This window comes from Mesorhizobium sp. M1403, from assembly GCF_040317695.1.
Classification (GTDB): domain Bacteria; phylum Pseudomonadota; class Alphaproteobacteria; order Rhizobiales; family Rhizobiaceae; genus Mesorhizobium.
Genome location: NZ_JAMYKY010000001.1, coordinates 241430 through 262432 on the forward strand (window position 1 = coordinate 241430; position 21003 = coordinate 262432).

At 62.3% G+C, this 21003-nt stretch carries 18 protein-coding genes; 5 read left to right on the forward strand and 13 right to left on the reverse strand.

Annotated elements, in window-relative coordinates:
• Nucleotides 1-113 precede the first annotated feature (113 nt).
• Nucleotides 114-1403: an acetylornithine deacetylase/succinyl-diaminopimelate desuccinylase family protein gene (locus NKH01_RS01215; RefSeq protein WP_352844338.1), complete on the reverse strand. Its 1290-nt coding sequence runs from the start codon at nt 1401-1403 to the stop codon at nt 114-116.
• Between the two features lie 222 nt (nt 1404-1625).
• Here NKH01_RS01215 and NKH01_RS01220 point away from each other — a divergent pair, with 222 nt between their 5' ends.
• The gene (locus tag NKH01_RS01220; protein ID WP_023719972.1) at nt 1626-2054 is read left to right on the forward strand and encodes a L,D-transpeptidase; all 429 of its coding nucleotides are present in this window, start codon (nt 1626-1628) and stop codon (nt 2052-2054) included.
• Nucleotides 2055-2204: 150 nt separating this feature from the next.
• On the opposite strand, the gene NKH01_RS01225 is transcribed toward NKH01_RS01220, so the two are convergent.
• The 7 genes from NKH01_RS01225 to NKH01_RS01255 form a co-directional block, all read right to left on the reverse strand.
• Nucleotides 2205-3197, reverse strand: coding sequence for a lipid A biosynthesis lauroyl acyltransferase (locus NKH01_RS01225; protein ID WP_353018556.1), 993 nt, complete (start codon nt 3195-3197; stop codon nt 2205-2207).
• 2 nt (nt 3198-3199) lie between these two features.
• The gene (locus NKH01_RS01230) at nt 3200-4228 is read right to left on the reverse strand and encodes a zinc-binding dehydrogenase (RefSeq protein ID WP_353018557.1); all 1029 of its coding nucleotides are present in this window, start codon (nt 4226-4228) and stop codon (nt 3200-3202) included.
• Nucleotides 4229-4312: 84 nt separating this feature from the next.
• A complete protein-coding gene (locus NKH01_RS01235; protein WP_023719975.1) occupies nt 4313-5584 on the reverse strand; it encodes a beta-ketoacyl-ACP synthase in 1272 nt (423 codons plus the stop codon).
• A gap of 75 nt (nt 5585-5659) precedes the next feature.
• Entirely contained in the window at nt 5660-6847 is a 1188-nt protein-coding gene (locus tag NKH01_RS01240; protein ID WP_352844330.1) for a beta-ketoacyl-ACP synthase, read from the reverse strand.
• Between the two features lie 38 nt (nt 6848-6885).
• Entirely contained in the window at nt 6886-7170 is a 285-nt protein-coding gene (locus tag NKH01_RS01245) for an acyl carrier protein (RefSeq protein WP_023719977.1), read from the reverse strand.
• A 213-nt stretch (nt 7171-7383) separates the two neighbouring features.
• Nucleotides 7384-7932, reverse strand: coding sequence for a histidine phosphatase family protein (locus tag NKH01_RS01250; protein WP_352640459.1), 549 nt, complete (start codon nt 7930-7932; stop codon nt 7384-7386).
• A gap of 106 nt (nt 7933-8038) precedes the next feature.
• On the reverse strand, nt 8039-11038 hold the full coding sequence (locus NKH01_RS01255; RefSeq protein WP_353018560.1) for a caspase family protein: 3000 nt from the start codon (nt 11036-11038) through the stop codon (nt 8039-8041).
• Nucleotides 11039-11187: 149 nt separating this feature from the next.
• Here NKH01_RS01255 and NKH01_RS01260 point away from each other — a divergent pair, with 149 nt between their 5' ends.
• From NKH01_RS01260 to NKH01_RS01270, 3 genes are all read left to right on the forward strand, one after another.
• A complete protein-coding gene (locus tag NKH01_RS01260; RefSeq protein WP_353019163.1) occupies nt 11188-12138 on the forward strand; it encodes an AEC family transporter in 951 nt (316 codons plus the stop codon).
• Nucleotides 12139-12308: 170 nt separating this feature from the next.
• Complete coding sequence (locus tag NKH01_RS01265) at nt 12309-13766, forward strand: NAD-dependent succinate-semialdehyde dehydrogenase (protein WP_352844326.1); 1458 nt, start codon at nt 12309-12311, stop codon at nt 13764-13766.
• A gap of 81 nt (nt 13767-13847) precedes the next feature.
• Nucleotides 13848-14873, forward strand: a complete 1026-nt coding sequence (locus NKH01_RS01270; protein WP_353018562.1) for an aldose epimerase family protein — start codon at nt 13848-13850, stop codon at nt 14871-14873.
• A gap of 118 nt (nt 14874-14991) precedes the next feature.
• On the opposite strand, the gene NKH01_RS01275 is transcribed toward NKH01_RS01270, so the two are convergent.
• The 5 genes from NKH01_RS01275 to NKH01_RS01295 form a co-directional block, all read right to left on the reverse strand.
• Entirely contained in the window at nt 14992-15846 is an 855-nt protein-coding gene (locus NKH01_RS01275; protein ID WP_352791369.1) for a phosphorylase family protein, read from the reverse strand.
• An 80-nt stretch (nt 15847-15926) separates the two neighbouring features.
• The gene (locus NKH01_RS01280) at nt 15927-16718 is read right to left on the reverse strand and encodes an ABC transporter permease (RefSeq protein WP_023719987.1); all 792 of its coding nucleotides are present in this window, start codon (nt 16716-16718) and stop codon (nt 15927-15929) included.
• Nucleotides 16711-17598: an ABC transporter permease gene (locus tag NKH01_RS01285; RefSeq protein ID WP_353018565.1), complete on the reverse strand. Its 888-nt coding sequence runs from the start codon at nt 17596-17598 to the stop codon at nt 16711-16713. Before NKH01_RS01285 ends, NKH01_RS01280 begins: the two co-directional genes overlap by 8 nt.
• The gene (locus tag NKH01_RS01290; protein ID WP_353018566.1) at nt 17595-18632 is read right to left on the reverse strand and encodes an ABC transporter ATP-binding protein; all 1038 of its coding nucleotides are present in this window, start codon (nt 18630-18632) and stop codon (nt 17595-17597) included. The genes NKH01_RS01285 and NKH01_RS01290 overlap by 4 nt, the downstream gene beginning before the upstream one ends.
• A gap of 131 nt (nt 18633-18763) precedes the next feature.
• Nucleotides 18764-19804, reverse strand: coding sequence for an ABC transporter substrate-binding protein (locus tag NKH01_RS01295; RefSeq protein WP_353018569.1), 1041 nt, complete (start codon nt 19802-19804; stop codon nt 18764-18766).
• 197 nt (nt 19805-20001) lie between these two features.
• Between NKH01_RS01295 and NKH01_RS01300 the strand changes: the two genes are divergently transcribed.
• Nucleotides 20002-21000: a LacI family DNA-binding transcriptional regulator gene (locus NKH01_RS01300; protein WP_352998894.1), complete on the forward strand. Its 999-nt coding sequence runs from the start codon at nt 20002-20004 to the stop codon at nt 20998-21000.
• The last annotated feature ends 3 nt before the right edge of the window (nt 21001-21003 follow it).

Genomic DNA, 21003 nt, shown 5'->3' on the forward strand with positions numbered 1-21003 from the left:
CTAAAACACGTGCTCAAACCCGGGCGGATAGAAGCGTGAATTCGCCGCCGAGTAAATTGCGTTTCGTACCGTCCGCCGCCGCCGGGAGGAATGTTTTTCCGCCCATAGCCGGATCATCGCGGGCCGGCGCTCCTCAGCAGAACGCCGAGGCCGATGGCCATCACCTTTGCCGAGTCCAGCATATCGGCAATGCCGACCCATTCGTCGGGTCGGTGGGCAAGGTCGAGAATACCCGGGCCATAAGCGATGCAGTCATAGATGTGGCCGATGCGGGCGATGTGCTTCTGGTCGTAGGTGCCCGGCGAAATCACATAGTCCGGCTCGCGGTCGAATATCTCCATGATGCCTTGCGCGACCGCCTTCACCACCGGTGCGTCGCGCTCGGTCATCAGCGGCAGCACTTCCATCAGATCGCGGATTTCGTAATCGAATTTCTTGCGCTCGCGCTTAAGCCGCTCGAGGATATCGATCACCTCGCTCTTGACCGTGCCGAGATCCTCTTCGAGCAGGAAACGGCGATCGATGGTCAGCCGGCAGGAATCGGGCACGTTGGGCGAGGGCAGGCCGGGCCGGAAATCCTCCGTCTGGCCGCCATGGATCGAGTTGATGTTCATGGTCGAGCGTTTTGCGCCTTCGGGCACGACCGGCATGCGCGTCATCTTGCGGTCGAGCGCCGGAAACAGCTCATCCTCGAAGGCCCGCAGCACGGCGCCCATATGGCGCACCGCGTTGTCGCCGAGGAACGGCATCGAGCCGTGCGCGATCTCGCCTTTGGTCTCGATCTCCGCCCACCAGACGCCGCGATGGCCGAGGCAGATGCGGTCCTTGTTGAGCGGCTCGGGAATGATGACGTGGTCGACCTTCGGCCTGGAGAAATAGCCGAGCTTGGCCAGATGGGCGACACCGCCAAAGCCGCCGGACTCCTCGTCGACCGTGCCCGAAATCTCGATAGCGCCGGGAAAATCGGGAAAGACCTCCATGAAGGCTTCAGCGGCGATGATCGAGGCGGCAAGCCCACCTTTCATGTCGCAAGCACCGCGGCCATAGACCTTGCCGTCCCTGACGATGCCGGCGAACGGATCGAGGCTCCAGCCGTCGCCGGGCTCGACCACGTCGATATGCGAATTGAAGTGCACGCAAGCACCCGGCGCGCGGCCATCGAAGCGGGCGACGACGTTGACGCGCGGATAACGGTCAGTGTCGCCGGGCGTGCCTTCGGCACGGATGAATTCGATCTCAAAACCGCGCTTCTTCAGCCGCGCGCCGATAAATTCGGCACACGGCTGATAGGCTTCGCCGGGCGGGTTGATGGTCGGAAAGCGGATCAGATCCGCGGCCAGCGCAACCAGATCATCGGCTCGGTCATCGATCGCCTTGAGGAGCCGTTCGTTCGGTTCGTTCATTCGGCGAATTGAGCAGCGGATGAGGCGGTTTTGCAAGCCCGATGGCGAATTGCGAGGCGATTGCGTGTCGTTACGGCAACTATTGCGGGAAATCGTTCAAATTCGCTGCTTTGGATTGGTGAAATCGTCAGGGAGTAGGTGTTAGCTCGCTGGCTTGCCATCAAAATGCTGGAGAACAGCGTGAGGGCAGGCAGGCAAGGGGCATCAAAGGGGTTTGATCGCATGAAAAACACTGTTCTCATGGCAGCAGCATTGGTAGCGATGCTGTTCGGTTCGTCGTTCGAGGGCCGGGCGGCCAGCCTGGTCGCGAACATTGATATTTCCTCACAGACGATGACGGTAAGATACGGGCTTTCGTATTACCGGTGGAGCGTTTCCACCGCCCGCAAAGGCTACATCACGCCGCGCGGCAGCTATCGTCCGCAGCGGACGGCCAGGATGTGGTATTCGCGCAAATACGATATGTCGCCGATGCCCTATTCGGTGTTCTTCCGCGGCGGCTATGCCATCCACGGCACCGGTGCCGTCCGGCAATTGGGGCGCCCGGCATCGCATGGCTGTGTGCGCCTCCACCCCAGCAACGCCGCGGCCTTCTATTCGATGGTGCGCAAAGCCGGCTTCGGCAACACGCGGATCCTGGTGACGAATTAGGCCTGTCACTGGGCCCGAAAATAAAAAACCCGCCGGAGCGGCAGGTTCGTCGGCGCCAAGTAGCACCATACCGAAATTAGTAGCATAGCTGCCGGCACAAAGCAAGAACAAAATACGTCAGTAGCGGAAAATGTTTGCTATGATTTCCGCTCAGGCGGCTTTGTCGCGCAATTTCAACGGCCGCCGCTTTTTGCGCTTGCTGATCTCCCAGCGCTTGTGGAACCACATCCACTGGCCAGGGTCTTCGCGCACCCAGCGCTCGACCACATCGTTGAGAAGCTGGGTGGTGGCGGGGACGTCGACATTGCCGCCTGCGGTGCGCGGCAAGGTGAGCTTGTCCTCGATCTCGAGCCGGAAACGATTGTTCGGCAAGCGCACGCAGCGCGCCGGGTAGACATCGCAATCGTAGTGCCTCGCCAGCGTGCCTAGTACGCGGTTGCTCTCGCAGGGGCGGCCGAAGAATGTCGTCTCGAGCCCGCCCGTGAATTTCTGGTCGACCAGCACGCCGATATTGCCGCCGTTCTCCAGGATAGCCGCAAGCGCGAACGAGGCGCCGGTCGAAGACGGCAGCAGCGATCCCATGCTCGAGCGGCGGGTCGAGAGGATGTAGTCGGCGAGGTAAGGGTTGTTGGGCGGGCGAAACAGCGCCGTGATGTTCATGCCGAAGGTGGCAGCAGCCACCGGCAGCAGCTCGAAATTGCCGAGATGCCCGGTGAAGACGATATGCGGCTTGTCCTCGCCGGCGATGCGCACGAAATGCTCCACGCCCTTGACCTCGACACGGCCCGGCTTCGTCGCAGCAGGATCGTAGTCGAACAAAGCATCGAGGAAGATATATTCGGCGGCGAGGCGAGCCATGTTGCCCCACATGTCGGAGGCGATCGCCTCGATCTCTGTATCGCTCTTTTCCGGATAGGCCTTGCGCAGATTGTCGATCGCAACCTTGTGGCGCTGCACCCAAGGGCCGATGCGGCGGGCGGCGCGGTCGGCGAAATTGAGCGCCCTGTCGGGCGGCAGCAGGCGCAGCGCGGAGATGATGATCATCGCGACCCGCGCGACCAGCCAGTAGTTGAACCGTCGAAGCCGCCGGCCATGGCGGAATCCCAGGTCCCGGCTGATCTTCCTGAAAGTCTTGCCGACCATTCTCAGCCGACGCGCAGGATGATCTTGCCGAACACGTCGCGGCCTTCCATGCGCTTCAGTGCGGCATCGATGCCGTCGAAACCGACCTCGGTGTCGATCACCGGCGCGACAAGACCCGCTGCCATCTTCTGCATGGCGTCGGCCATGTTTTCCATGCGGCAGCCGAACGAGCCGAGCAGCTTCAGCTGCTGCTGGAACAATTGCATCAAATTGATCTGCGTTGACACGCCGGAGGTCGAGCCGCAGGTGACGAGCCGTCCGCCGCGTTTCAGGCACAGCATCGAAGCGGCAAAGGTGTCGGCGCCGACATGCTCGAACACCACGTCGACGCCCCTCTTCTTCGTCAGCTTGCGCACGACGCCTTCGAAGCGGTCGTCGCGGTAATTGACGACGTGGTCGGCGCCGAGCGCCTTGGCCTTGTCGATCTTTTCGTTCGAGCCGACGGTGGTGATGACCGTGCAGCCCATCTTCTTGGCCAGCTGAATGGCGGCTGAGCCGATGCCCGAGCCGCCGGCATGGACGAGTATCGTCTCGCCGGGCTGCAGCCGGGCATTGTCGAACAGCATGTGCTCGACCGTGCCGAAGGTGACCGGCGCCACCGCCGCGCCGATTTCGCTCACGCCGGGCGGCGCGGGGACCAGAAGGCGCGCCGGCAGGTTGATCTTTTCCTGCGCAAAGCCGTCGAGATGGAAGCCGTGCACGCCCGAAACATGCTCGCAGAGATTGTCGCGGCCTTCGCGGCAGGCGCGGCAAAGACCGCAGGTGCGGGCTCCATAGATCGACACCAATTGCCCGGGCACAAGGCTGGAAACGCCGGGGCCGACCGCCTCGACCTCGCCGGAAGCCTCGGCGCCGACGACCAGCGGCAGCTTGCGCTTGGCAAAAGCCATGCCGCGCCAGCCCCAGACGTCGATGTGGTTCAGCGCCACGGCCTTGATGCGCAGCGTCACCTCGCCGAGCGAAGGCGGCGGCGGTGGTGGCAGGTCCACCGTTTCAAGCCGGCGATCCTCGATAAGTTGCAATGCGCGCATGCCAGATCCCAGGTTGCGCATGACCCGAGAACCGTTTCGGAAAGGACCATGCGCACGACAACAGTGCTAGAGCGGAACGGTCGCTTAGACCGGTTCCCGCGCCATGACAAGGCAGGTGTTCTGGCCGCCGAAGCCGAAGGAGTTCGACAGGACCGTGCCGACCTCGGCGTTGCGCTTGGTGTTCGGCACCACGTCGAGCACGATCGCCGGGTCGGGATTGTCGTAGTTGATGGTCGGCGGAATGACGCTTTCGCGCATCGTCATCAGCGAAAATGCAGCCTCGACGGCACCGGCTGCCGATAGGGTATGGCCGATCATCGACTTGTTCGACGAGACCGGCATTGACGAGATACGCTCGCCGAACACCGTCGACAGCGACAAATGCTCCATCTTGTCGTTTTCGGGCGTCGAGGTGCCATGGGCGTTGACATAATCGATCCCGTCCTCGCTCAGGCCGGCATCGGCAAGGGCGGCGCGCACCGCCGCGATCGCCGGCGAACCGTCCGGCTTGGAGCGGGTGCGATGGAAGTCGTCGGCCTTTTCGCCGCAGCCGCGCAATATGCCGAGAATGGTGGCGCCGCGGGCAAGTGCTGCCTCCAGCGATTCCAGCACAAGGGCGCCCGAGCCTTCGGCCAGCACGAAGCCGTCGCGATCCTTGGAGAACGGCTTGGATGCCTTTTCGGGGATGTCGTTATGGGTGGAGAGCGCCGACAGAAGCGAGAAGCGGATCAGCGCCTCCGCGGTTGCCGATCCGTCGGCGCCGATCGACAGCGCCCGGTCGCATTCGCCGCGGCGGATCGCCTCGACGCCGAGCTGGATCGCCGTGGCGCCCGAGGCGCAGGCGGTCGACAGCGTGATCGGCAGGCCGCGCGTGCCGAAACGATCGGCAAGCCGGTCGGCGATCGAACCGAACTGGGTGGTCTCGAAAATGTCGAGTTCCCTCAGGCCGCGCGCCACCCGCAGGAGCCTCTCTGCACCGGTATCGTGCGTGTCGGAATTGTAGAGCGAAAAGCGCTCGCTCCAGTCGAGTTCGACCGGCGGCGAAGCGAGGAAAAGCGGTCCGCCGAAATCGCCGGCATCGAGGCCCGCCTCCGACATCGCTTCCTGGGCGGCGGTTTCGGCAAGCTCATAGGTGAGGAGACTGGCGCCCTTGGAACTCGACGGCAGGAAATCGACCATGCCGGAGATGCGGGTGTTGAGATGATCGACCGGGAAGCGGGTGATCGGATGGATGCCGGACTTGCCGGATGTCAGCGCCGCCCAATTATCGGCCTTGCCGACACCGAGCGAGGTCACCACGCCGATGCCGGTGACGGCGACGATCGGCCTGCCCATGTGGTCGTTCAGATTGGCCATTTGTTGTCCAAAAACCTGTTTCTCTTGGAGCATCGGATCGCCCGAAAACCGCGTCACGCTTTTCGGTTCGATGCTCTAGGCGGCTTTGATCAGCGCCATGCCCTCGAATTGGTGATAGCCGATCGCCGTTGCAAGGACGGTCTTCGGGACGCCGGCAAACGGTTTTTCGACTGTGGCGTCGAAGACAGGGTAGGCGGCCTTGCGGTCGACAGCCAGTGCCGCCAGCGCCACGGCGAAGGGGAACTGCGCTTCCTTCATGTGGCCGGTCAGCGTCGAAAAGCCGCGTGCGGCGATCGCCGGATTGGCCTCGAGCGCCGATTTCTCGGCGGCGGTCGCGTCATGGGCGCCCGAAGCGCCGGAGATCGCCAGCAACTCGCCGTCCGGCAATGCGGCCTGCTTCAGCAGCATGGCGATCTCACCATCGAGTTCGCCCCGCCGGCGCCTGGCGCGACCGGACAGGACTGGGCCAAGTTCCGCATAGATCTTCCGGCCACGGCTTGTCGCGTGCTCGCGCTGCTCCAGGACGAGGAACGCGCCGCCCGATCCGGTCACCACGCCGCCGCCCTCGGCACCTTGCCTCTGCCAGACGGGCCGCCACGGACCGCGATGCAGGTAGCCGGCCAGTTCATAGCCGAGCAGCATGTCGGAATGTTCGGTCTGGAAAGCGCCGCCGACCAGTATATGCGTCGACTGACCGGAACGGATGCGCGCGGCCGCGGTCTCGACGGCGGCGACGCCCGCACCTTCCTCGCCCATGAAGGTGCGCGACGACCCCGTCACCTTGTGGACAATCGAGATGTTGCCGGCGAGCAGGTTGGAAAGCTGTGCCAGAAACAGCGTCGGGCGCAATTCCGTGGTCAGCTTCTCGTTGAGCAGCACGTCGCGGTCATTGCGGCTTTCCGATGCCGCAAGAATGGCCGCGTCAACCGCCTCGTCGCGCTCGCCGCCGCCGGCGGCCACCACCATGTCCATGGTCGCGCAGAGTTCGTCATTGCCCTTGATGCCGGCATCGTCGAGAGCAAGGCCGGCTGCATAGGTGCCGAGCCTCTGCCAGGTCTCCATCTGCCGCTGGTCGCCACGCTTGGAGATCTGCAGGTTCCAGTCGACCTCCGGCAGCGGGTGGACTGTATAGGGCGAGAAGCGCGAGGCCTCCAGAACCGGCTCAAGGCGCGGCTGGACGAGCTTTTGCCAATGCGCATCCGGACCCTCGCCCAGCGACGAGACTAGGCCGATGCCTGATATGACGACGTCGTGGGGGTTCATGGGCGGCTGTTCGGGTGAAGGCGCGTCAAGCGCTGTGCTTACGTGGCGTTCTTGGCGGCGACGAGCGCGTCGATCTTGGCGCACAGGTTCTTCATGACGAAATAGTCGTCGGTCGACGCCTTGCCGTCATTGACCTCCTGCGTCCACTTTTCCAGCGGCACCTTGATGCCGAATTCCTTGTCGATGGCAAAGACGATGTCGAGGAAGTCGAGGCTGTCGATGCCGAGATCGTCGATGGTGTGGCTTTCGGGCGTGATCGTCTCGATGTCGATCTCGCTGGTGTCGGCGATGATCTTGGCGACTTTGTCGAACGTGGTGGACAAGGGCTTTTCCTTCGATTGCGGGCGGAATCTGTCCGCATGTGTTTTGGGCTGTCTAATCGGTTTTTCCGGGCAGGAAAAGGCCTGATACGCCCGGCGCAGATGGGATTGCTGCCCAGGCAGAGCAAGATGAGATCGGAATCCAACCACGGCTTCTCGTGGGAGTGGCATTTCGGCAACACCTATCTCGCTCGACGCGAGGAGCGACCGGCCCGGTCAGAAGGTGACGCGGCCGAGCACGCGCAGGCCGTCGCCTTGCGGCTCGACGACCACGGCTTCGCCTTCACGCGGCGAGATGCCGGTCAATTCCTTGATGTTTTCGAGATGTGTGACCATGACCAGATTGTCTGACCCGGAATAGCCGCGGATCTCGGCCAGGATCGCGGCGATCTGGGTGGCCTTCTCCTTCTCGCCGGTCTTCAGCAGGTCAAGCGGTTCGAACGGCTCCGGCTCGCTTTCGAAAGCGATGCGGGCGGTCTCGAGGCAGCGGCAATAGCGGCTGGACAGCACGCGCTCGACCGGTGCCGCGCGGGCGCCAAACAGCGCGCCGATCTTGCGTGCCTGCTGCTTGCCGCGCTCCGAGAGATTGACCTGGGTGGCACATTTGCCGAGGTCGAAATTGGCCGCATCGGTGGTGCCGGTGACCATGGCATGGCGCAGCAGCACCACATGCCCGCCGTCGCGCAGCAGCGCCCAGCCGGCTTCCGTCGCATGGGCTGTGGCGGAAACGGCAAGCAACAGCAGCGCCAGCACAAATCGAAGCATCAGACATCCTTTTCGGGTGACCGGCAGGCAGGTCCCCGGTGACCGGCATATAGGGACGGCAAAGCCGGCTGAAAGACAAGCCGAGTGCAACCTGCGGCCGAAACGGCTATCTCTTCGCTATCTGCTTCTTCACCAGATCGATCTTGCGGTCGGTCAGCGGGATGGGGATTGTATAGCCGGCTTCGGTAAAGCCCTGCTTGGCGTTCTCGAAGAATTCGATCGCCTTTTGGTATTCGGCATTGCCGCCGCCATAGCTGCCGCGGTTCCAGTGGACGTCGCCGAGATTGTTCTGCTCGAAGGCCCATTGCATCGGCTGGCTTTCGCGGGTGAAGACCTTGAGCGTTGCCTCGAACGCGGCTTCGGCTTCGTCCAGATACTTGCCGGTGCGTTCGAGATTGCCGAGATTGATCAGGCTCATGCCGATGCCGTTCTGCGCGTTTGCCCAATCGACGGGCGAGGTCTCGAAGGTCAGCACCTCCAGCGCCGCCCGGCGCGCGGCGATAGAAGCGGCCAGTTTGCCGGGATCGGCCTCGCTCATGCTCAGCCATTGCAGCGCCGAGCCGAGGCCTGCCTGCGCCAGCGCCCATTGCCGCGGCGTCGTCTCGCGCTTGTATTCGCGCAGCGCATCGCGATAGGCCTCGATCGCGTCTTCGTAATGCATCGGATTGTCGGTCACGCCGCCGAGCAGTTGCAGCGTGTTGCCGAGATTGTGGTGGGTCATCGCCCAGTCGAGCGGAAAGCCCTTCTTGGTATAGACGCGCCGTGCCGCCCGGTATGCGGCGGCCGATTGCTCAAGCCTGGCAGCATCGCGGGTGCGCTGGCCGAGCGTCTGGTAGATCGAGCCGAGATTGTTCTCAGCGGAAGCCCAATCCATCGGAAAGCGCTGGCGGGTGAAGATGGTCAGCGCATCGCCGTAGGCGGCAGCCGCCTCTTCGAGCAGGCCGGTGCCGAGATCGAAACGGGCAGCACTGCTCAGCGCGTTGCCGAGATTAAGGCGGCTGGTCGCCCAGGAGACCGGAAAGGTGGCGCGGGTGCGGATCTTGAGCGCAGCGCGAAAGGCGTCGGCCGCTTCGTCGATTTTCGCCTTGTCGTTGCGTTGCGTGCCGAGAGACACCAGCGTGTTGCCCAGATTGTTCTGAAGCATCGCCCACTGAACGGGTGCTTTTTCGCGCGTGTACTCTTCAAGCGCCAGCCGGTAGGCGGTCTCGGCCTCGGTCAGGCGCTCGCCATTCGGTTCCCGTTCCGAAAGCGCATAAAGCGCAAGGCCGAGATTGTTTTGCGAGGCGGCCCAGTCCAGCGGGACTTTGTCGCGCGGACGCTTCTCCAGCGTGGCGCGCATCGCCACCACCGCCTCGTTTAGGCGTTTCGGGTCGCTCTCGCGCTCGCCGATCTTCAGCAGCACATTGGCCAGGTTGTTCTGGGCGGCGGCCCAGTTGAGGTCGTCCTTCTCGCTCTCGAACACGACAAGCGAATCGCGAAAGATCTTCGCTGCCTCTTCCAGCCGGTCGGTTTCGCGCTCGCGCTCGCCGATCGTCTGCAGCACCACCGCCATGTTGTTGCGGGTGATCGCCCAGTCGCGGTTCTGCTCGCCATTGGGGATGAAATTCAGGATGACGCGGTAGGCGTCGATGGCGCGCTGCAGCGCTTGCCTGTCGCCGGTGGCATTGCCATGGGCATTCAGCGCTTCCGCCTCCTGGTTCTTGTAGTTCCAGCGCAGTCTGTCGTCCCATTTCTCGACCAGCGAGAAGGCCTTGCCGTAATCGTTGGCGGCCGACAGATAGTCGAAGACCAGCGCCGAAGCGTCGGCGCGCCTGGTATAGATCGCCGCGTCGGCAAGACGCTTTTGCCTGACCAATTCCTCCGCCTGGTCGACGGCGCCGCTGGCCTGCTCGACCCGGCCCACCGCTTGGTCGAGGAAGTTGCGCGCGGTGACGATGGCGCCCTGGCCTATGGCCTTGTCGGCCGAGGCGACGAGGCGGCTTATCTCGGGGTCGTCGGTGCGCAGCGCGTCGCGCTCGGAGATCATCTTCTTCAGGCGCTCGGCCTGGGCGTCGAGCAGCTTTTGCAGGTCGGTGGGGTCTTCCGGCATCTTTTCGGTGCCGAGCGCCTTCAGCACGCCATAAAGCGCGTCGAGCGGCACGCCGTCCTGCAGCGAGGCCAGTTCCACCTGTGCCCGCTTGGGGTCCGGCAACTCGGCGATCGTCAGCAGCAATTGCCGCCGCTCGCCGGTGATCAGCCCGTCGTCGCCGGTCGGTTCCTGCGGTGCTACGCCGAAATAGAGCAGCCGGCGCAGGCTTTCATTGACCCATGGCCGCTGCTTGGCCTTGGTGTCGAGATAGACCTCCTCGGTCACCATGCGCATGACCGAGCCGAACTCGGTGCCCTTCATTGCCGCGAGATGGCGCAGCAACGCCGCTGCATAGGGGCTGTTTTCGCCGACGATGCCATCGAGTGCCGGCCGCCCCGGCTCGGCGGCAAAGCCGATCACCGTTCCCAGATTTTCGCTCGCGGGTGCGTCGGCGAGTGCCTTGGCGCCGCGCACCGGCTCCAGTCCGCCGGCGCCGATCGGCGAGGCCGAGGCCGTGGGCGCCCGGCGCAGCACCGCGTCCGCCGGAAACGGGTTGGTGCGGCAGGCATCGAGCAGCATGATCGTTACCGGCACGGTCTTCTTCAATTCGTCCATGACGGCGGAGATCGGCACCAGGGCCTGATCGGCGTCCTTCAATGAAGAAACGTCGGCGTCGACCGGCACCAGATAGTTTTCGCCGCCCGCCTCGATGCCGTGGCCGGAATAGTAGATCAAGGCGACGTCGGCGTCCTCGGCATCCTCGGCGAAACGCTCGAGGTCACGCTTCAGTTTTGCCGCATCGCGGTCGGCGACGCTGCGCGCGTCGAAACCGAGGTCGGTCAGCATCTTGGCGATGTCGCGGGCGTCGTTGGTGGGGTTGGGAAGCGCCGTTATGTGCTGGTATTTCGACTGGCCGACGATCAGCGCCACGCCCTTGAGGCTCGCCGGCTCCGCGGCATGAGCCGAGGTCACCACGAGACAGAGCAGGGCGGCGACGAAAGCCGTCAGCCACGCCTGCTGATTTCCGACAAGGCCCATTCGCCGCGTGTCCCCCGACAACCCTGTATAGCGCTGCCATCCAACCATGAGCAAATTCGGGCAAGATCCGAGCGGCCGGATTGTTGGCCGGTACATTCGCGAGGGAAGGGCGATTGCGCCGCGATCAGGGCTCGCCTATCACGGCAAAAATGTCTCCGCTTACCGAAACCGTCCTCTTCGTTTTCAGTCTCGTCGGGCTCGGCTATCTTGCCGGGCTTACCGGCTATTTGAAGCCGGCGAGCGGCGAGGGCGTATCCGAATTTGCCATCAACGTGGCAATGCCGCTTTTGCTGTTCCAGACCATGATAAAGGCGGATTTCCACGGCGTGGCGCCGTGGTCGTTATGGGGCGCCTATTTCGCGGCGATCGCGCTCACATGGGCCGCCGGCCATCTGGTCATTACGCGCATCTTCGGGCGGGACGCCCGCGCCGGCGTCGTCGGCGGCGTATCGTCGTCCTACTCCAATGTCGTCCTGCTCGGCGCTCCCTTCATCATCGGCGTGTTCGGGCCAGCCGGGTTCGAAGTGCTGTCGCTGCTCGTTTCCATTCACCTGCCAGTGATGATGATGGCCTCGATCATCCTGTTCGAAATGTTCGGCCGTGGCGGCAGCGAGCCTGTGCATCCGCTTCGCGTCATCACGAGCTTTCTCAGGAGGGTATTCATCAACCCGCTGATCATCGGCATACTGGCCGGGCTGGCGTGGCGCTTCACCGGTGCGCCGCTGCCGGTGCTTGCGACGCGGCTGACCGACGCGCTGGCCGGCACGGCCGCCCCGGTGGCGCTGTTCGCCATGGGGCTAAGCCTGCGCCGTTTCGGCATTTCCGGCAATGTCCGCCCGGCGCTGGCGCTGTCGGCGCTGAAACTGTTCCTGATGCCAGCACTGGTTCTTTGCCTGGTCTGGCTGATCGGCCTGCCGCCATTGACCGCCAAAGTGGCGGTCATGGTTGCGGCGTTGCCGTCCGGCATCAATTCCTATCTCATTGCCGTGCAGTTCAACACCGGCCAGGCGCTGGCATCGAACCAGATGACCATCGCCACCGCCAGTGCGGTCGTGACCACTGCGTTTTGGCTGACAGTGGTCGTCCATATTTTTGGATAAGAGCCCGGCGGGATCGCTCTCGCTTTGGCTGGCCTAAACCCTATATGCCATCTTGTGATTGCTTGCGGGGCTTGCCCTGGGCTAAGAGCAGTGGCTCTAGCGATGCTATCGCGCACGTCCATTCACGAAATCAGCGACCGGCCCGCCAGGTGCCGAACGGAGGCGAGATCATGCTTCAGAAAACCAGCCATTTCATGCGGCAGGCCAATCTCATCAATGGCGAATGGGTGCAGGCCGATTCAGGCCAGACGGTCGACGTCAACAATCCTGCCACCGGCCTCAAGATCGGCACCGTGCCAAAATCGGGCAAGGCCGAGACCCGCCGCGCCATCGAAGCCGCCGACGCTGCCTTCAAGACATGGCGCAAGACCACCGCGCTCGAACGCTCGAAGCTGCTGCGCAAGCTGCATGACGCGATGATGGACAATCAGGACGTGCTGGCCGAACTGCTGACCATCGAGCAGGGCAAGTCGCTGTTCGAATCGAAGGGCGAGATCGGCTCGGCCGCGTCCTACATATTGTGGTTCGCTGAAGAGGGCCGCCGCACCTATGGCGACGTCGTTCCGTCACCCTGGGCGGACCGCCGCATTCTGGTGACCAAGGAGCCGGTCGGCGTCATCGCCGCCATCACGCCATGGAATTTTCCATCCTCGATGCTGGCCCGCAAGCTTGGTCCGGCGCTTGCCGCCGGCTGTACCGCCGTGGTCAAGCCGGCGTCGCAGACGCCTTATTCGGGGCTTGCCTGGGGCGCACTTGCCGAGGAAGTCGGCTTCCCCAAAGGTGTGATCAACATCCTGACCGGCGCCGCCGGCGAGATCGGCGACGAGATCTGCGCCAATCCGCTGGTCAAGAAGATCACCTTCACCGGCTCGACCGAGGTCGGCAAGATCCTGATCCAGAAGTCGTCGGTGACCGTCAAGAAAGTGTCGATGGAACTCGGCGGCAATGCGCCGTTCATCGTTTTCGACGACGCCGATCTCGATCGGGCCGTCGCTGGCGCCATCACCGCCAAATACCGCAATTCCGGCCAGACCTGCGTCTGCACCAACCGCTTCCTGGTGCAGGCCGGCATCTATGACCGGTTCGTCGAAAAGCTGGCTACTGCGAGCAACGGGCTGAAGGTCGGTTCCGGCCTCGAAGACGGTGTCCAGCAGGGACCGCTGATCGATGAGAAGGCGGTGGAGAAGGTCGAGGAGTTGATTGCCGACGCTACTGCCAAAGGCGGCAAGATCGTCGCCGGCGGCAAGCGCCACGCGCTCGGCGGCTCGTTCTTCCAGCCGACGGTGATCGCCAATGCCACGCCGAAGATGCGCTTCATGAAGGAAGAAATCTTTGGCCCGGTGGCGCCGGTGTTCAAGTTCGAGACCGAGGAAGAGGCCGTAGGACTCGCCAACGATACCGAGTTCGGGCTGGCCGCCTATTTCTACACCGGCGATCTCGGCCGCGCCTTCCGGGTCATGGAAGGGTTGAAATACGGCATGGTCGGCGTCAATGAAGGGCTCATCACCACCCCTGAGGCGCCGTTCGGCGGCGTCAAGGAATCGGGCCTCGGCAAGGAAGGCGGCCATCAGGGCATTGAGGATTATCTCGACACCAAATATGTCTGCATCGGCGGACTTGGTCTCTAGAAGCCTCATGCGGTAATACCGAAAACGATCCTGGGCCGCTTTGGAAAGGCCAGGCTGGCGTCGAGCAACGAACTTGCGAGCATGGCAATGAAGGACGGCGAGGTTTTCGGCACGACGCAGGCGGGCGAGGAAGTCCGCCGTTTCACCATTCGTGGCGGCGGCCTTACCGCCAACATTATCGGCCTGGGCGCGATCATCCAGGATCTGCACCTGGCCGGGCACGAGGCGCCATTGGTGCTCGGCTATGATCGTTTCCAGTACTATGAGACGGATAAGGCCTTCTTCGGCACTGTCGTCGGGCGCTACGCCAACCGTATCCGCGACGGCCGCTTCACGCTTGCCGGCAAACGCTACCAGACCGAGCGCAATTTCCTCGAAAAGCATACGCTGCATGGCGGTTCGCAAGGTTTTTCGCGACGAGCCTGGGCGGTTTCGCTGCATGGCAGGGATTTTGTCACGCTGACCCTGCATGACCCCGACGGCACGATGGGCTTTCCCGGCGCGCTCGACGTGACCTGCACCTACCGGCTGAAGATCCCCGGCACGCTCAGCATCGAACTGACCGCCACCTGCGAGGAGCCGACGCTCTGCAACCTCACCCAGCATTCCTATTTCAACCTGGATGACGGCGGCGCCGGCGACATTCTCGACCACCGGCTGATGCTGAATGCCGGCGCCTATCTTCCTGTCGACGCCGATTTGATTCCGACAGGCACGGTCAAGCCGGTCGACGGCACACCTTTCGACTTTCGCCAGGCGCGGCCGCTGCGCATGGAGACCGAGGGCGAACAGCTCCCCTACGACCAGAATTTCTGCCTCGCCTCGACGCGCGGGCCGCTGAAGCAGGCATCATGGGCGCAAGGCGCGAATTCCGGCGTCGAGATGGAGCTCTGGACCACCGAGCCGGGCGTCCAGCTCTATACCGGCCAGTATCTGGCGCCGTCTTCGCCTGGTTTGGGCGGCCGCCAGTACAAGCCTTTTTCAGGCTTCTGCCTGGAACCGCAAATCTGGCCGGATGCGCCCAACCGGCCGTATTTCCCGCAAGCCACGCTGTGGCCGGGCCAGATCTACCATCACGTGACGGAATACCGGTTCAGGCTGCCTTAGGGCTGGAGTGCCCCTGCCGAAGCGTACGACTCGAGCGTTGCAAACACGCCCCAATGCAGCGCCCTCGGAATCCTTGGTCTGCGGCAGAGCCTCAGCCATCCGGCGCACCAGGGTCGTCTCAGAACCGGCTGGAGCGTTCTTTCGGCTGAGGCGACTTCAAGCCCTGACAGGAGCATTCCGGATCAGCGGGAAGTCGCGCGGCGGTCTCCAGCGCGACCCGCGAGGCTGTCATGGAGAGATTGGGCAGCACGTCCTCCTGCAGCAGTTTCTGGCGATTGCGATCCATATAGTCGTTGAAGCCCGCCGTCACGAATGCGCAAGGCACGAAACACGCGCCGATCTCGCGCGACAAGGTCGCCTCAGGGGCGATGGAATGGTTGAGGACATCCGCACCCATGCCCCGATACGCCAAGGCTTCGGCTGGCGTTGTCAGTCGGGGCCCATAACAATGGGCAGCCACCAACTGCTGTTCGATGCCGTAAACGCGGCATTCGGCTGGCCAATGACGGCGGGCCGTTTCGACCAGAACCGCCGCACATCTTGGACACACGATTTGCTTGCCCGAACAGTCAAAGCTCTGGCGGTCAGGAAGCAGTGAAAACGGGGTCTGCGTCAGTTCAATGATGTCGGCGGTCACCACCATGTCGCCCGGCTGGATCGCCTTGTTGACGGCGCCTACAGTCGAGCAGGCGAGAACTTGCCGTACACCCGCCCGCATCAACACCCAGAACGCGCGGCGATGGCAGGAATGGTCGATACGGTCGCGGGGATTGCCGTGCGAATACATGCACAACGCGCGCTTCGCTCTCCCTTCGGCTGTGATCGACGCATCGAACTCGAGCAACTTCCAGTTGTCGGTGCGACCGAAAGGCGTTTCAAAACTCATGTCGCGCCGCAACGTGCGCACACCATCGAATTCGACATCTTCCGGGAAGGCAAGCCCCCAGTTTGCCGACCCGGTGATGATGGCCAACCCTACCTGAGGGATGTCCGTCGAATGATCCGTCAGATCGTCGGCTGCATGGTGATTGGTGGGCATGTTTCCAGTCTCGGTCAGGATTTTTGGCGAAGGGTCACAATCAGGACCACGGCCACCACGATGACGGTCCACAATGTCGAGATCGCCGCAATGGTCGGATCGATCTGATCGCGCAGCGACAGGAACATAAGCTTCGGCATCGTGCTGTTGCGACCGCTTGCGATGAAGATCGAAATCACAGACTCGTCGAGCGAAGTCAGGAACGCCATCAATGTCGCCGACAGCAAGCTGATCCGAAGTTGCGGAACGATTATTCCGCCAATGGCTCTGGCCCAGTTTGCACCGAGGCTGCGCGCCGCCTGGACCTGGTTCCAGTCAAAGCGGGCGAGAGCCGGCAGCAACACAATGCAGGCGACCGGAACGGCCAGCACCACATGTCCGACCAGCACACCGAATAGCGTTCCGATCAGATGTTGTGCAGCCAAGACAAAGAAGAGACCGATCGCAAGCAGGATACCCGGGGTGATCGAGGGGGTTAGCAGGACGCTCTGGATGATCGCAGCGGTTTTTCCGCCCAGCCGATTCATTGAAATGCAGGCGAGCAGCGCAAACGGCACCGCGATCAACGCCGTCAATGTCCCAAGGATCAAACTCGTTCTGAGCGCAGCCATCCACGTTGCCGAGCCGAAGAAGTTCTCATACCAACGCAACGAGTAGGCGTGCGGCGGAAACTCGAGGAGATTCGACGCCGAAAAGGAAAGCGGCACCACCACGAGCGTTGGCAGCATCAGAAATGCCATGACAAGAGCGGCAAAGCTCCAGAGCAAAATGCGGGCGAGCCTGTTTTGCGGATAGGCTTCAAGCATGGGGGGCTTCCACTGTGTTCTGGGCCACCAGGCGGCGTGCCGCCAGCAACATCACACCGATCAGCGCCATAAGAACGAGGAGCAGAATGCCCAGGACGCTCGCCGACCCCCAGTCCTGAAAGGTCGATAGTGTACGCTCGATCCGGGTAGAGAGAGGATTTACCTTGCCGCCGCCAAGCACCGCCGGCGTGATGAAAAAACCTATGGCGTAGATGAGGACGATGATCGAACCGGAGAAGATGCCGCCCGCCGATAGCGGCAAAATGACTGTGCGGATGACCTGCCTGAGAGTGGCTCCCATGCTCGCTGCCGCGCGAATGAGATTTGGGTCGATATCGCGCATCGCAGCATAAACAGGCAGCAGAAAGAGTGGCAGCATGTAGTGCACCATGCCGATGAGCGTTCCGGTGAAGTTGTAGACCAGCGGCAATGGCTCCGCCGTCAGGCCTGAACCGGTCAACGCCGCGTTGATCAGGCCATCGCGCCGCAAGAGCACGAGCCAACCATAGGTACGCACCAGAATGGAGGTCCACAGCGGCAGCATGACGAACGCCATCAGCACGTTGGCCACCCTTGGTCTGACGCTGGCCAGAGCCAGCGCCAGAGGGATGCCGAGAAGAATGCAGGCCGCCAGCGTACCCAAGGACAGTTCGAGGGTCGTGACGAGCGCCGACCACGTCAGTCCGCTCGAAAGGACCTTCTGGTAATTGCCGACCGTGTACTCACCCCCGGTGGTCAGGAAGGATTGCCGGATGATCCAAAGGATGGGCAGTATCGCCGCCAGCCCAACGATGAACAGCGCCGGGAGCGAAAGCGAAAGAAAAAACCGCCGCTCGCGCCGTGCATCCGCCGCGAGCGCCGGATCCCGGACGACGATCACGCCATCGCTCCCGGTATCGCGTGAACCTTCGCTGCCGGTGCATATGCAGTCATCCGCTGACCGGCGGCAAGCTCGGCGCAGCCGCCGGCCAGCGCTGCCGGAATGCAGACAAGAACCTCTTGCCCACCGTCAAGCGCCAGCGTCAAAAGCCAATTCTCGCCGCGGAACGCTTTGGCGCGCAGTATTCCTTCGAGAGCCACTCCGTCTCCCCCGACGAGCTTCGCATCAAGATGGAAGCTTTCGGCGCGGATCATCAGAGTTTCGCGTGATGGTTCGGCGCCGTCGATTCTGCGTGCTGAGCCTGGCGCCACAATGTTAGCCTCGCCCATGAACTCCGCGACGAAGCGGGTCGATGGACGATCATAAATCCGCTGCGGCGTATCTATCTGCTGGATGCGGCCAGAATTCATCACCGCAATCCGGTCAGACATAATCAGCGCTTCGCGCTGGTCATGCGTCACATAGATTGTCGTGATCCTTAGATGATCATGCAGGCGCCGGATCTCATACTGCATGGTCTCGCGCAGATTCTTGTCGAGCGCCGACAGCGGCTCGTCCATCAACATCACGCGCGGTTCGAAGACGATAGCCCGCGCCAATGCCACCCGTTGACGTTGGCCGCCGGATAGTGCGGCAACATTGCGCTCCGCCAGGCCATCCAGCTTCACGCGGGCCAAGGTGTCAAGCGCCCGCTGACGCGCCTCCGCTCTCGGTACCTTGCGCAACACCAGCGGATACGCGACGTTCGCCAGGACATTCATGTGCGGAAACAAGGCGTAATTCTGGAATACTATGCCGATGTCTCGTTTGTTGGGCGGCAGGCGGGTGATGTCTCGATCGCCCAAGAGAAGTTTACCGGAATCCGGGCGGACAAAACCGGCCAGAGCCATGAGTAACGTGGTCTTGCCCGATCCCGATGGCCCTAGCAGCGTGAGGAATTCGCCAGCCTGAATGTCGAGCGAAACATCATCCAGTGCGACGTAGGATCCATAAGCCTTGTGCACGCTTTCGATGGTGATCGCGAGCGACTTCATCATGTGCTCCAGCCTTAAGGCGCGTCGCGTTCGACCGGCCTCACGCGACACGCTTTAGGTTCTTGTTTTCATGCATGTTGTTGTCGCAAAACCGCTGCACACTTTTGCGCGATATGCATTAGAGCTGAGAGTCAGCGGGCCATCATTTCATCGAAGGCTCTTTGGGCAGCCTCGCCATTCTTGACCCACCATTCTGAATTCGAAAACACCGAAGTGCCAGCATTTTCAGGCGCGGTCGCAAGGGTCTTCAGACGGTCCTCGGGAATAAGGCCACCCTCATATGCCGCAGGATTGACTGGGCCGTAGGCAATGAAATCGGTCAGCTTCGCAACTCGCGCAGGCTGCGTCATCGCTGCGATGAGCTTCATCGCGGCTTCCTTGTTCGGCGCTCCCTTCGGCACCCCAAGGCAGTCCGTGCCGATGACCGAACCCTTGAACGTGTAGTCAGCCGCGCCGCCATCTGCTTTCACGGTTTGAGCCCGTCCGTTCCAGGTAATGACCAAATCCGCCTCACCATCTTTCAGCAACTGCGCCGACTGAGCTCCCGAGGTCCACCACACGGCGACATTTGGTTTGATCGCTTCAAGCCGGTTGATGGCGCGCTCTAGCCCTTCCGGCGTGCTGAGCACGGAATAGACGTCCGCGGGTGCCACGCCATCGGAGAGAAGCGCGATCTCGATCGAGTCTTGCGCATTGGCGCGCAACGCGCGCCGGCCAGAAAATTTGGCAACATCCCAGAATTCCGCCCACGTCTTCGGCGGGTTCTGGCCATAGGTCTTGGTGTTCCACGACATGACGGTGCCGTAGGAGTCGAACGGATAGCAGTAGTCGGACTTCGCACCCTCCGGCACGGATTTCGGATCGATGATCTTGTAGTCGAGTGGCTCAAGCAGCGATTGTGCGGCCGCCTGGGCACCTTCCGGTGAGCCCAGGTGAATGACGTCGGTCGTGACCGCACCCGATGTGACCTGCATCTTCAAGGCGGCCAGGCCGTCGCTTAGGGTCTCCTCGTGGACATCATAGCCAAGCTCTTTTGCAGCAGGCCCCCACATGGCTTCCTTCATGGCGTTGCCATAATCGCCACCTGCGGTCGTGATGGTGACTGTTTGCGCATGGACGGGCAAGGCAGCCGAGATTGCGAATGCTGTTAAGGAAATGCGTAGCCAGGACATAGGTTCTCCTCCCCAACTTTATCCAAATGTCGCTCAAAAGTGCCATTATTTTGTAATCGTAACGTTACGATTGCATCTGAATGCGCTGGAGTCAAGCTGCTTCCTGCGGGAGTTTGGATTGACCGGGGTGTCGAATCCGGTAACGTTGGCGGTCAGCAAAATCAGCCGGCGCTTTCGCAAACGAAGTCGGGCGAACAATGGCCAATCTAAAGCAGATCGCGGCGGAACTTTCCCTCTCGGTGACCACGGTATCCCGCGCTCTGAAGGATGGGCCGGAAGTGCAGCCCTCGACCATAGCCCGCGTCAAGGAGGCGGCTAAGCGGGTCGGCTATTTACCAAATCATCATGGTCGCGCGCTCAAAACCGGTCGAACGCAGACGCTGACGGCAGTACTCCCGATGGAGACACGGGACCATCTGTCCGATCTGTTGAAGCTTCCTTTAATCGAAGGCATGACGCTGGCGGCGCGGCAAGCCGGTTATAGTCTGTCCATCTATTCCACCACTCCCGACGACGATCCCGTCGAGAGTGTGGAGCGGCAGCTCCAGGCGCGCAGCGCAGACGGCCTGATCATCACACGCCTGGTGTCGGCTGATCCGCGCGTCAAGCTGCTTCTGGATAAACGCATGCCATTCGTCGCGTTTGGAAGAACTGACCTGGATATCGCGTATCCTTATGTCGATGTCGACAATGAACAGATTGCCTACGAGGCGACCCGGCGGCTCATGGATAAGGGCTGTCGACGCATTGCGCTGCAACTTCTCGTTCCGGAGGACCAGGCGAGTGCCATGCGTCTTTCCGGGTATGGAAGGGCAATGGCCGAGGCCGGTATTCCGATCGACCAATCGCTGATCGGTCATGGCATGTTCACCATGGAATCGAGCGCAGGCTGGTTCGATCGCTTGCTGGCGTCGTCAGATCCGCCGACGGGCTTGGCGTGCGCCAACGAACTGGGCCTTCTGGGAGCATTGCACGCCCTCGGCAAGCGGGGTCTTACACCGGGCCGCGACGTCCACATCGTCACCCGTGACAGCACGCGGCTGGCACGTTTCCTGCCGGCAAAGATCGGAGTTCATTTCGTGGATATGGCGAGTGTTGGACGCAAACTTATCGAAGTCCTGGAGAGCCGGATCATCAATCCGCTTGGACCGGTGGAGACTGTCTTGGTGCAAGGCAGATTCGAGCCGGCCGAATAGTCC